This window comes from Sphingomonas panni (genome assembly GCF_022664435.1).
Classification (GTDB): Bacteria; Pseudomonadota; Alphaproteobacteria; order Sphingomonadales; family Sphingomonadaceae; genus Sphingomonas; species Sphingomonas panni.
Genome location: NZ_JAKREU010000018.1, coordinates 17,814 through 30,003 on the forward strand (window position 1 = coordinate 17,814; position 12,190 = coordinate 30,003).

Below are 12,190 nucleotides of genomic sequence, written 5' to 3' on the forward strand. Positions count from 1 at the left end.
GCCATGGCGCAATTCTTCATCAACCGCCCGATCTTCGCCTGGGTGATCGCCATCGCGATCGTCCTGATGGGCCTGATCGCCATCCCGCAAATGCCGGTCGCCCGCTTCCCCAGCGTCGCGCCACCAACGGTCAGTATCTATGCCAGCTATCCCGGTGCTACGCCGCAGACGCTGAACGACAGCGTCGTCTCGCTGGTGCAGCGCGAGCTTTCGAGCGTGAAGAACCTGCTCTATTTCGAGAGTTCGGCCGACACCTCCGGCTCGGCGACGATCACCGCCACCTTCCGCCCCGGCACCGATCCCGAGATGGCGCAGGTCGATGTGCAGAACCGGCTGAAGACGATCGAGCCCCGCCTGCCGCAGGTGGTGCGCCAAACCGGCGTCACGGTGGAGTCCGCCTCATCCGGCTTTCTGATGATCGTCAGCTTGTTGTCCGACGGGCGGCAGGACGAAGTCGAACTGTCCGATTATATGACCCGCAACATCGTCGACGAATTGAAGCGCATCCCCGGTGTCGGGCGCGTCCAGAACTTTTCGGCCGAACGCGCGATGCGGATTTGGATCGATCCGGCCAAGCTGGCGGGATATGGCCTGACCGCAACCGACGTGACTGCGGCGATCGCCGAGCAGAATGTCCAGATCGCCCCCGGCTCGCTTGGCGCCGAACCGACCGCCAATGGCCAGCGCGTGCTGGTCCCGCTGACTGCCGACGGACAGCTCAAGACGCCCGAGGATTTCGCCGGTATCATCCTGAAGGCCAATAGCGACGGGTCGTCGGTGACGCTGGACAAGGTTGCCCGCATCGAGCTCGGGCGACAGAGCTTCGGCAACGACACGCGCGAGAACGGCAAGGCGGCGGCTTCGGTGGGAATCCAGCTCACGCCCGGTGCCAACGCCGTCGCGACGTCGAAGGCGGTACGCGCACGGATGACCGAGCTGGCCCGCGCGCTACCGTCGGGGATGAGCTGGTCCGCGCCGTTCGATACCGCGCCGTTCGTCCGCATCTCGATCGAGAAGGTTCTGCACACGCTGGCCGAGGCGATGCTGCTGGTCTTCCTCGTCATGTACCTGTTCCTGCAAAAGGTCCGCTACACGCTGATCCCTGCGATCGTCGCGCCGATCGCGCTGCTCGGCACGATCGCGGTCATGCTGGCGACCGGCTATTCGATCAACGTGCTGACCATGTTCGGCATGGTACTGGCGATCGGCATCATCGTCGACGACGCCATCGTCGTCGTCGAGAATGTCGAGCGGCTGATGCACGAGGAAAAGCTCTCTCCCGCCGATGCCACGCGCAAGGCGATGAAGGAGATCACGCCCGCCATCATCGGCATCACGCTGGTCCTCTCAGCCGTGTTCATTCCCATGGCGCTGGCGGCCGGGTCGGTCGGAACCATCTATCGCCAGTTTTCGATGGCGATGGCCGTGTCCATCCTATTCTCCGCCTTCCTCGCCCTTACCCTTACCCCGGCTCTGTGCGCGACGCTGCTCAAGCCGCTGGACGCTGAACGACCCAAGAACCGCTTTTTCACTTGGTTTGATCGCCAGTTCGACCGCGCCACGCGCGGCTATGAGGGCTGGGTCGCACGCCTGCTGAAGGCGAGCGGGCGGATGATGCTGGTCTTCGTCGCGATCGTCGGGATGCTGGCCATCGCCTTCGTCAACCTGCCCTCGTCCTTCATGCCCGAGGAGGATCAGGGCTATTTCATGACCAGCTTTCAGCTTCCCGCCGATGCCACCGCCTCCCGCACGCTGACGGCGGTCAAGGCGCTCGAGCGGCACATGGCCACTCGCCCCGGCGTCGAGACCACCGAGGCGATCCTGGGCTTCGGCTTCTCCGGCTCCGGTCCCAATGCCGCGATGGTCTATACGATGCTGAAGGACTGGAAGGACCGTGATGGCACCGATGTGCGCAAGGAAGTTGCCGCCGCCGATGCCGCAATGGCCAGGGACGTGCATGAGGGACTGGTAATGAACGTCATGCCGCCCGCGATCGATGAACTAGGCACGTCATCGGGCTTCGCGCTGCGGCTGGAGGACCGGTCGGGCAAGGGCCGCCACGCGCTGTTCACCGCGCGCGACATGCTGGTCGCCTATGCCCAGCGCAGCCCCAAGCTGACCGGCGTCTATGCCGAGGGGCTGCCGTCTGGGACCAGCGTTCGGCTCGACATCGACCGGGCCAAGGCGCGTGCACTCGGCGTGTCGTTCAGCGCGATCAGCGACATGATCGGCACCGCGCTCGGCAGTAGCTATGTCAACGACTTCCCCAACAAGGGCCGGTTGCAGCAGGTGATCGTGCAGGCCGAGCCGGCGCACCGCATGAATCTGGACGACGTCATGGAACTTCGCGTCAAGAACGCGACCGGGGGCACCGTCGCGCTGGCCGAGTTGGTCACGCCGGTATGGAGCAATAGTCCGCTTCAGCTCTCCACGTATAATGGCTACCCTTCCGTCAGCATCACCGGAACCGCCGCCCCCGGGGTTTCCAGTGGCGATGCGATGCGCGAGATGGAGCGGCTGGCCGCCGAACTGCCGCCCGGCTTCGGAATCGAATGGACCGGACAGTCGCGACAGGAACGTGAGGCGGGGGCGCAGGCGCCGATGCTGCTTGCCCTGTCGATGCTGGTCGTCTTCCTGGTGCTGGCGGCGCTCTATGAAAGCTGGTCGATCCCGATGGCGGTAATGCTTGTCGTGCCGCTCGGCCTGATCGGCGCGGTATCGGCGGTGATGCTGCGGGGCATGTCGAACGACATCTTCTTCAAGGTCGGCCTGATCACCATCATCGGCCTCAGTGCCAAGAACGCGATCCTGATCGTCGAATTCGCCAAGCAATATCGCGAGGCGGGAAGCAGCCTGGTCGACGCCGCCATCACAGCCGCGCGGGTGCGCCTGCGCCCGATCGTGATGACCAGCCTGGCCTTCACGCTGGGCGTGGTGCCGCTGATGCTGGCGGGAGGTGCAAGCGCCGAAACGCAGCATGCGATCGGGACTGGCGTGTTCGGAGGGATGATCACCGGCACCGTGCTGGCACTGATCTTCGTGCCGACCTTCTTCGTGGTGGTGGCGGGGTTGGCCGAGCGCTGGCGCGCACTCCGGGTGAAGGAGGCATGACGATGCGACACCTGCCCCTCACCCTGTTGCTGGCGACCACCGCCTGTTCGATGACGCCCCGCCTCACCCTGCCGACCCCGCCGGTCGCCGAGGCCTATCCCGCCCCGAGCGGCATCGAAGCCTTGCCCGAATGGCGCGGTATGTTCGGCGATCCCCGGCTGCAAAGCCTGATCGCACTGTCGCTCGACGCCAATCGTGACCTGCGTATCGCCGCGCTGAACGCCGAAGCGGCGCGGGCCCAGGTCCGCGTACAACGCGCCCAGTCACTGCCGGGCCTGAATGTCGACGGCGGCTATACCCGCCAGCGCCAACCCTCGAGTGTCGCGGGTGCGGGCGTCGGCCTGTCCCCCGGAGGCGGAGCGACCGGTTTTGAATTCGGCCAGTTCAGCGCACAAGCTGCGTTGACGAGTTTCGAGATCGATCTGTTCGGCCGCCTGCGCGCGATGAACGAAGCGGCGTTCCACCGCTGGCTTGCCTCGGTCGAGGCGCGGCGCGCAGTGCGTCTGGCCGTGATTGGCGCGGTCGCCGATGCCTATTGGAACGAGCGACTGGCGGACGAGCAACTGGGCTTGACCCGCTCGACGCTGGCCGACTGGCGTGCCGCGCTCGACATCACCCGGCTGCGAAGGCAAGCGGGCCAGGCGAGCGGTGCCGATCTGGCGCAGGCCGAGGGGCTGGTCCGGCAGGCCCAGGCCGATCTGGCGCAGCGCGAGCGGGAGCTGGCGCAGGCGACCAATGCGCTGACACTCGCGGTCGGCGCATCTCTGCCGAGCGACCTGTTGCCCCCCACCCCGCTGATGGAGCAGCCGATCCGCACCGCGCTGGCGGCGGGCACGCCGTCCGACCTACTGACCCGCCGCCCCGACATCGCGCAGGCCGAACAGGAACTGCGTGCCGCCAATGCCGATATCGGCGCGGCGCGCGCGGCCTTCTTCCCGCGCGTGTCGCTGACCGCCGCCTTCGGTTTCGCCAGCCTGGCGCTCGACAGCCTGTTCAAGGGGGCGAACCGATCCTGGTCCTATTCGCCCACGATCAGCCTGCCGATCTTTCGCGGGGGCGAGCTTCGTGGCAATCTCGACCTTGCCCGGCTGCGCACATCGACGGCGGTGGCGACCTATGAAAAGGCGATCCAGACCGGCTTCCGCGAAGTCGCCGATGGGCTTGCGGCGCAGGCGACCTATGGGCGGCAGATGACCGAGCAGCGCGCCGTCGTCACCCAGGCGGAGCGTCGCGCCACGCTGACCGACCTCGCCTATCGCGCGGGGCAGACCAGCCGCCTGGAACTGCTCGACGCCCAGCGCGCGACCTACGCCGCGCGCCAGACCGCGCTGATCGTTCGGCGCGACCAACTGACCGCCGCCGCCGCGCTCTACCGGGCACTGGGCGGCGATACCGAAGCGCAAGGAACGCCGCAATGAACCGCCATGACCGCTACACCCTGCCGATGCGGCTGCTCCACTGGACGCGCGCCGCGCTGATCCTGGGGCTTATCGCGCTCGGCTGGACGATGACGTCGCTGCCCGACAGCACCGCTGCCAAGTTCGAATGGATGTATCCCGTCCACAAGGAATTCGGCGTGCTGGCCTTCTTGATCGGCACCGTCGCGCTGGTGGTACGTCGCCATTCGGCCCTGCCTCGCCACCCCGCCGGATTGGCGGCGTGGGAGATCATCCTGTCGAACATGGTTCAATATGCGATGCTGGCCTTGGCGATCATCGTGCCGCTGATGGGCTATGCCATGTCCAGTTCGTTCAGCCAGAGTGACGGCGTGCCGTTCTTCATCACCGACCTGCCCGAGCTGCTGCCCAAAAACGACCACGCCTTCGCGCTGTTCGCCTTGGCGCACAAGACGCTGGTCTACACCCTGCTGGCGCTGGTCGCGCTGCATGTCATGGGTGTTCTCAAGCATCTTTTCCTTGATCGCGGCCGGGCCACCGACGTCCTGCGCCGGATGCTATGAGCCGGAACATTCCGATGGAGCAGGGCTCAGCAGGCGTGGACCCCGGTCCCGGCTGGCAGTGGCGCTTCTGGTCGATCTTTGCCGGACAGTCGCTGTCGCTGATCGGCTCGGCGATGACGCAGTTCGTGTTGATCTGGTGGATCACCGACACGACCGGCGACCTGGGTGTGCTGGCAACCGCCGGGCTGGCCGCGCTGCTCCCCCAGGCGCTGCTGGGGCCTGTTGGAGGCACATTCGCCGACCGCTACAGCCGTCGGATGCTGATGATCGTCTCCGACCTCATCTCGGCCTTGTGCATCGTGATCCTGATCGCCCTGTTCCTGAGCGGCCATATCGCCCTGTGGCACATCTATATGGCGATGTTCGTTCGCAGCGCGGCCACGGCCTTCCAGTTGCCTGCCGCCGCGGCCAGCGAGGCGATGCTGGTGCCGCAGCATTTCCTTCCGCGTGCCGCCGGACTGAACCAGACGCTTATGGGCATTGTGACGGTCGCGGCCGCGCCGCTGGGAGCCCTGGCGATCGCCGTAATGCCGGTCGGCATGGCTTTGTGGATCGACGTCGGCACGGCGCTGCTCGGCATCACGCCACTCTTGATCTTCACGATCCCGCAACACTGCACCTCTGACGGCACGACCGGCCTATTGGCCGAGTTTCGCGAGGGCATCGGCGTCGTCTGGCAGAGCAAACAATTGCTGCGCATCTATGCGCTGCTGACCGCCGTGGTGCTGGTCATCATGCCAACGTTCACGCTGTTGCCGCTGCTGGTGAAGCAGCATTTCGGCGGTGGGGCGGCCGAGGTCGCGATCCTCGAAAGCATGGGCGGGGCGGGCATGATCGCGGGCGGCGTGATCGTCGCGGTCATCGTGCCACGGCGGCTGGTGTCGTGGATCCTGTGGGGCTTCACCCTGTCCTGCGCGACATTGGCCCTGACTGCGCTGGTCCCGCCGGGCTTGTTCTGGCTGGCGGCATTCTTCTGGGCGTTGAGCGGCGTTACCTTCATCCTGGGCGATGCCCCCTTCACCGCCCTGATCCAGACCACCGTGCCCAACCAGCTTCAGGGACGGGCTCTGGGCCTGCTCGGTACGCTGATGGGTCTGGCCGCGCCGGTCGGTCTGCTTGCCGCCGCACCGCTTGGAGCGTTGATCGGCGTCCGTTGGCTTTTCGTCCTGACTGGCGTGTTGGGTACGATGGCCAGCGTGGCTGCGTTCCTCTCTATTGAACTGAGAAACGATGATTGAAGCATCCCTCGTCAGCTCGATGCGGAGAGACCCATATCCGGTCGTTCGCGGCCTCTTTCTAGCTCCCCGCTTTCGGCCATCCGTTCATGTTGGTCGCGGAGGAAGGCCTGAGCCTTCGACCTCCTTGCTCACGCGAGAGCTTAAAAGGAAGTGGCATTTCGAAGATGCTACCGCGGTTCTGATGTCCGTCACCTCGATGAGTGATCCGATCCAGATTGCAGCCACGCGCGGACACTGCTAGGTGTTACATATGAGCAATACAGTCAGATTGCTGGAGCAGGCAGTTTACGGCAGTTTGGGCGTGCTGGTGGCTTCCGCCTCAGTGGCGAACGCCAGAACGAACGTTACGCTGCCAGATATGACTACAACCCTCCGCGAACAGCGCGTGGAGAGCGCGTCGATCGCCCTGATCCGCAACGGACGGATTGTGTCTGCTGGAGCGTGGGGCATGGCGGGGCCGAACCGCGCGGCGACTGCCTCCACGCCCTACAATCTCGCCTCGCTGACGAAGCCGCTGACGGCGGAAGTCATCCTGCGGCTGGTGTCGGCCGGCAAGCTGTCCCTTGATGAGCCGATGGATCGCTACTGGAGCGACCCCGACCTATCGCGCGATCCCCGGCGGATGAAGCTGACGGTACGCATGGCGCTGAGCCATCGCACTGGGTTGCCGAACTGTCGCGATGCGAAGGGGCTGGCGTTCGATCATGATCCTGGCACGACCACCGGCTATTCGGGCGAGGGCTACCAATATGCGGCGCGCTACGCCGAACACCGCACCGGGCAATCGTTCGAGACGCTTGCTGGCCGCTGGCTGTTCGCCCCTGCCCAGATGCGCGCGTCGGGCTATGTGTCGACCCAAGGCGAGACGGTGCCGACCGCCGTGCCATACGACGACGCAGGCAAGCCGCTGCCGGTCGAGCAGGTGACGCGGTACAACGCTGCCGATCTGGCGCACGCGACGGCGCGTGACTATGCGCGCTTCCTCATCAATGCCCGCAACGATCGGGGCCTGGTCGCATCTATAGCCGCGGAGCGCAGGAAGTCGCAGGCCGACCTGACGCCTGAAATATGTGCCGGAACCAAAGCGGCCAGCTGTCCGCCCTGGACTGGCTTTGGCCTCGGCTGGCAGCTCCTCGGCTTCCCCCATGGCACGACGATGCTCCACACCGGCAAGGATGCAGGAGCCTTTACCTTCGCCGCAATCGATCGCGCGAGCGGCGACGGCATCGTTATCCTGACCAACAGCGACAACGGGTGGCGGATCATCCTGCCCATCCTCGAACGTACCGGGAGCGATCCGAAGCTGATCGCCTTCCTTCGTGGCCAAATGAGCTGACAGGACCATGAGCATGATGACCGCCATCGCCGTTGCCGCAGCGTTGCTCGCGACGTCCGTGCCGCCCACCGCCGACCCGTTGACGACGGAGATCGGCGCGCTTGATGCCAAGGTGTTCGGCGCCTACAACCGCTGCGACCTGCCGACATTCTCCGGCTATTTCGATCCGAAGGTCGCCTTCTACCACGACACCGGCGGTGCGACGTTCGAGCGTGACGCGATGGTCGACGGCGTTCGCAAATACATCTGCGGGAAGGTGAAGCTGGAGCTGATCGCGGCGACGTTCCGCGTCTATCCGATCAAGGATTACGGCGCGATCGAGGAAGGCGAACACCGCTTTTGCGAACTGGCGACGGGACGATGCGAGGGAATCGCCAAATTCGTCATGGTTTGGGCAAAGCAGGATGGCGCCTGGAGGCTCACCAGTGTGCTCAGTTACGGCCACCGCGCCGCAACGCCTCCGGAGCAGCGAAGCGCCACTGACAGATAGCTCGTGGGTGCTGCCCGATTGGGAATGGCGGACCAGCCCCCATATCGGTCGTTCAAGCACCTTTGCACGTGATCCGAAACCGGCCGTTCATTCATCGTCAACAGGCCTGTTGATCGACATCGGTTCTGGCTGGCGTGGCCGCTGTAGGCAGGGAAGCGGACATTCGCGCGATCGCATAATCTGGGTCCGCTAAGGGTAGGAAGCGGACCCAAGTCGGGCAGATCAGGCGGGAAAATGAATTCCGCATAGTTTGTTGCCGTCAGGGTCGCGAAAATAGGCAAGCTCGACTGTCCCCAGCGATGCCGTATTGCGCGGGCCGGGCGGGGCTTCGATCGAGGTGCCACCATTGGCGACCGCGGTATCATGAAGCTGCTTCACTTGTTCGGGCGAGTTGCATGAAAAGGCAACGGTGCTCCCGTTCGCGACGCTCGCTGGTTCGTCGTTGATCGGCTGGCTGACAATGAAGTTGGTTCCGCCGCCGCTGTTGTATATCAGACGTATATGGCCGCTGTCGGCTACGTTCCTCGTCCCTTCCCCTGCACCCAAAGTGCCGAGCACCGTATCGTAGAAGCGCTTGGAACGCTCAATGTCGTTCGATCCGACCATGGTGTGGAAAAGCATGCATACTCTCCTTGAGGCTGATCGACTTCCGATTGCCACTAGCCTTCTCACCTAACGTGCCCATAGGCTGCGGTCACCCCCGCGTCGTCGGGATATCCGCAATTGGGCACGAGCAGACGAGCCGCTCTTCGCCGGTAAGACCCAGAAACGGTCATTACGCGGGTGGTGCCCACTTCCCAACTTTTGCCATTCGTTCAGGTTAAAAGCGGCAGCTTGGCTATTTCAGCCCCATCGACTTCGAGACGCAGGCGCAGCTTCACCACTCTTCCCGGGAAACCGGCAGCAGCTCAATCCGCCGCTTTTGCTCGTAGAGTGTTGTTGCCCCCTAATTGGCTGACAGGGCCTCGCGTGTTGTCGCGATGAACTCGCGGGGTGACCTGTAGCCGAGGGCGCGGTGTGGATGCACCTTATTATAGTGGTCGAGCCAAGCTGGTAGCTGCGCGATGACGGTCTGCGCGTCGGGCCTGGGGTTCACGCGGACGTAATCGCGCTTGAGGGTGCGGACGAACGCCTCGGCCATGCCGCTGGACTGCGGGCTGCTGACCGGGGTGGTGCGCGGCACCAGCCCGATGTCGCGGGCAAAGGTGCGGGTGTCGCGGGCGGTATAGCAGCTGCCGTTATCGGTCAGCCACTCGATTGGCTGGGGTACGCGGTTCACCCGACCGTAGCGGTGCTCGACGGTGGCAACCATCAGGTCCTGCACATCCTCGGCGGTGATGCCGCTCGTGGTTGCCACATGCCCCATGGCCTCACGGTCGCAGCAGTCGAGCGCGAACGCGACGCGCACCTTCTCGCCGTTGTCACAGGCGATCTCCAGCCCGTCGGAGCACCAGCGAGTGTTGCGCTGGTCGACGGCGACACGGCCGTCGTGACGGCGCTCCTCGTGCCGTCCGCCGCCTCTTTGGAGCAGCAGTCCATGCACCTTCATGACGCGGTAGACGCGCTTGGGATTGGGGGCAGCGCGACCGGTCTGCTCGGCTTGGCGGCGCAGTAGGGCATGGACGCGGCGATAACCGTAGGTGGGTAGATCGGCGACAAGCGCCCGGATGTCGGCGACCAGGTCGGCATCCGGCAATGGCGGCCGCCCGCGCGGGCGTGGCGGTGGTCGGTTGCGCATCGCAGATAAATGCGGGCGGGCGACGCCGAGCGCATCGGCTACCGCGGTCACAGAATGTCCCCGGGCAGCGAGGTCGAGCGCAAGAGCAGTTTTTTTGGGCCTGCGGCCCGGGACACGGCCTCACGCAGCAGCTCGTTCTCCATGGCCTTCTTGCCGAGCAGCCGCTGCAGTTCGCGCACCTGCGCCTCCAGCGCCCGGTACTCGGACGCTGGTACCACCTCCTCGCCGGCTGCCGCGGCGGTCAGCGCCCCTTGGTTCATCAGGCGCCGCCAGGTGAAGACCTGGCTGCCGCTGATGCCGTGCTGGCGGGCGACGAGCGACACGCTCATTCCCGGAAGATACGTCTCCTCGACGATCCGGACCTTCTCCTCCGGTGTCCACCGGCTCCGGCGCTGGACACCGGAGAGGACCTCGCCGTCATTGTAACGCCTGGTCGTACCGTCAGTCATATGCCTCACTCTTATCCAAGAGCGAGGCCCTGTCAGGTCATTTGAGGGGCCACCTCATAGAGGAGCTAGGCTGGCGAGGTTTCCTGCCCAAGCGCCTCGTTGCGCTTTCGGCCGCCCCGGTGAATAGACGCCGAGGACCGCTTGCTGCATGAGCCATTCATCAGAATGACAATTGGGGGCCAGGATGAAGTTCGATGCCAGTCGCGCACTGATACTCTACTCAGGAGCCCTTACGGGTGCAGTGATTTGGTTTGTGCTCACTGCCGCTACACCTTCGGCCCGAAACGCGAAATTCGATACCATTGACGTTGGCCGCATAAACGTACGCGAGCCCGATGGAACATTGCGCATGACGATCGCCAGCTCGGCTCGGGCGCCAGGCTTCATAGGCGGCGGCAAAGAATACTCCCGTCCCGACCGGCGGATGGCGGGCATGCTGTTCTTCAATGACGAGGGGACGGAGAACGGCGGCCTGATCTTCGCGGGCAAGGACGCTGGCGGCAAGGCGTCGAGCGGGGGCAGCCTTACCTTCGACCGCTACAACCAAGATCAAGTGGTGCAGCTGTTCGGCTTTGAGGAGGGACAGGAACGATCCGCCGGCATTAAGGTCAACGATCAGCCCGAAGGCCGGCTCGATTTTCCTGCCGTCGACCGGGTGCGCTCGCTGCCTGAGGGTCAGCAGGGGGCGGCCTATCGTGCCGCCAACGTTGGAGGCACGCAGCGGCTGTTTGTGGGCCGAGCGGTCGACAAATCGTCGCAGGTGGTGCTGCGCGACGGGCAAGGCCGTAAACGACTGGTACTTCGCGTCGGGGAGGACGGCGCTACGTCAATCGACTTCCTTGACCAGGCAGGTAAGGTGCAGCGTACCGTTCGACCCACTGCGGACTAAACGCACTTGTCGCGTCGACTGCGCCTGCCAAGGCTGGCAGGAATAACCTTGCTGGGCCTAAGCCTAGGGGCAAGCCTGATTACGAGCTTGATCCATCGACCACAAGTTTATGCTAGCGAGCATACCTTTGGTGGAGGATGGCCTTTGATCTTCATCATCGACCAACCCGGCGTCTCGGTCACCGGCAGGTTGTCGATCCTCGAGGACGTGCTCTACCCTCGGTCTTTCCTGCTCAACACACTCTTCTGGCTGTTGCTGGCTAAGTTGGTCGTTTCAACCGTGCGCTATCTTTGGAAGGTTCGCCGACGGGACCGCCGGTTACGGCCATGAAGTTCTACTCACGCGCGGTACGGTCGACGACGTAGCCGTTCTTCCAAATCGAGACGATCCTGCGAGTAGCGGCGATGTCGCGTGTCGGATCACCATCGACCAGGATCATGTCGGCCTTGAGCCCAGCTGCGATGCGACCACGGTCGGCAGTACCGAAGAATGTCGCGGGAGCCGAGGTTGCCGCAACCAGCGCCCGCTTCGGCGTCATGCCCGCACGGACCATCAGTGCCAGTTCGAGATGCAGCGATGCGCCGAACGCGGTCGTTGGATTTGGTGCGTCAGTCCCGGCGATGATCGTCACGCCCGCCTTTGCGAGGCGCTCCGTATTCGCCGAGGCGATCTCGAAGTCCTTCAAACGTGGGTACTTCCACACCAGCCCAAGCATGCCGCGCTGTCTTGCGCTCAGATAGGGCGCGACCGAGGGGTCCGCCGCCAAGCGGCGTGCATCGTCCGCGCCGGCCAGTCCGGCATAGGTGGCGAGCGTCGCAGTCTGCGCTACGCCGCGCGCCTTCATCTCCCCCACTAGGCAGCGTGGACAAATTGGCACGCCTGTTTGTTAGGGGACGTGCACCGACTGAACCTCAAGGCGTGCCTCTGGCGCATCGCGCAATCGTGCGTGGAGGGTAAGGTCGCTGACTTCTTCATCAAC

At 64.6% G+C, this 12,190-nt stretch carries 11 protein-coding genes; 8 read left to right on the forward strand and 3 right to left on the reverse strand.

The window, feature by feature from the left end:
- Positions 1–3: 3 nt before the first annotated feature.
- The 6 genes from MF609_RS19525 (at position 4) to MF609_RS19550 (ending at position 8,135) form a co-directional block, all read left to right on the forward strand.
- Positions 4–3,111 carry an efflux RND transporter permease subunit gene (locus MF609_RS19525; protein ID WP_242417723.1) on the forward strand — a complete coding sequence of 1,036 codons (3,108 nt, stop codon included), beginning with the start codon at positions 4–6 and terminating at the stop codon, positions 3,109–3,111.
- Between the two features lie 2 nt (positions 3,112–3,113).
- Complete coding sequence (locus tag MF609_RS19530) at positions 3,114–4,529, forward strand: efflux transporter outer membrane subunit (protein WP_242417724.1); 1,416 nt, start codon at positions 3,114–3,116, stop codon at positions 4,527–4,529.
- Positions 4,526–5,071, forward strand: a complete 546-nt coding sequence (locus MF609_RS19535; RefSeq protein ID WP_242417725.1) for a cytochrome b — start codon at positions 4,526–4,528, stop codon at positions 5,069–5,071. Before MF609_RS19530 ends, MF609_RS19535 begins: the two co-directional genes overlap by 4 nt.
- Positions 5,068–6,309: an MFS transporter gene (locus tag MF609_RS19540; protein ID WP_242417726.1), complete on the forward strand. Its 1,242-nt coding sequence runs from the start codon at positions 5,068–5,070 to the stop codon at positions 6,307–6,309. Before MF609_RS19535 ends, MF609_RS19540 begins: the two co-directional genes overlap by 4 nt.
- 358 nt (positions 6,310–6,667) lie before the next feature.
- Positions 6,668–7,645, forward strand: coding sequence for a serine hydrolase domain-containing protein (locus MF609_RS19545; RefSeq protein WP_242417727.1), 978 nt, complete (start codon positions 6,668–6,670; stop codon positions 7,643–7,645).
- 13 nt (positions 7,646–7,658) lie between these two features.
- Entirely contained in the window at positions 7,659–8,135 is a 477-nt protein-coding gene (locus MF609_RS19550; protein ID WP_242417728.1) for a nuclear transport factor 2 family protein, read from the forward strand.
- Between the two features lie 222 nt (positions 8,136–8,357).
- Here the strand turns inward: MF609_RS19550 and MF609_RS19555 are convergent, their stop codons facing one another.
- Positions 8,358–8,756, reverse strand: coding sequence for a VOC family protein (locus MF609_RS19555; protein WP_242417729.1), 399 nt, complete (start codon positions 8,754–8,756; stop codon positions 8,358–8,360).
- A 325-nt stretch (positions 8,757–9,081) separates the two neighbouring features.
- Positions 9,082–10,322 (reverse strand): IS3 family transposase gene (locus tag MF609_RS19560; protein ID WP_242417730.1). Its coding sequence is split into 2 segments (ribosomal slippage): positions 9,082–9,975 and positions 9,978–10,322, totalling 1,239 coding nucleotides; the frame shifts between segments, so codons are not numbered across the junction.
- Positions 10,323–10,671: 349 nt separating this feature from the next.
- On the opposite strand from MF609_RS19560, the gene MF609_RS19565 reads away from it, so the two are divergent.
- The gene (locus tag MF609_RS19565) at positions 10,672–11,211 is read left to right on the forward strand and encodes a hypothetical protein (protein WP_242417731.1); all 540 of its coding nucleotides are present in this window, start codon (positions 10,672–10,674) and stop codon (positions 11,209–11,211) included.
- 144 nt (positions 11,212–11,355) lie between these two features.
- Positions 11,356–11,541, forward strand: coding sequence for a hypothetical protein (locus MF609_RS19570; RefSeq protein WP_242417732.1), 186 nt, complete (start codon positions 11,356–11,358; stop codon positions 11,539–11,541).
- A 4-nt stretch (positions 11,542–11,545) separates the two neighbouring features.
- Here the strand turns inward: MF609_RS19570 and MF609_RS19575 are convergent, their stop codons facing one another.
- A complete protein-coding gene (locus MF609_RS19575; protein ID WP_242417733.1) occupies positions 11,546–12,055 on the reverse strand; it encodes an amidohydrolase family protein in 510 nt (169 codons plus the stop codon).
- Positions 12,056–12,190 lie beyond the last annotated feature (135 nt).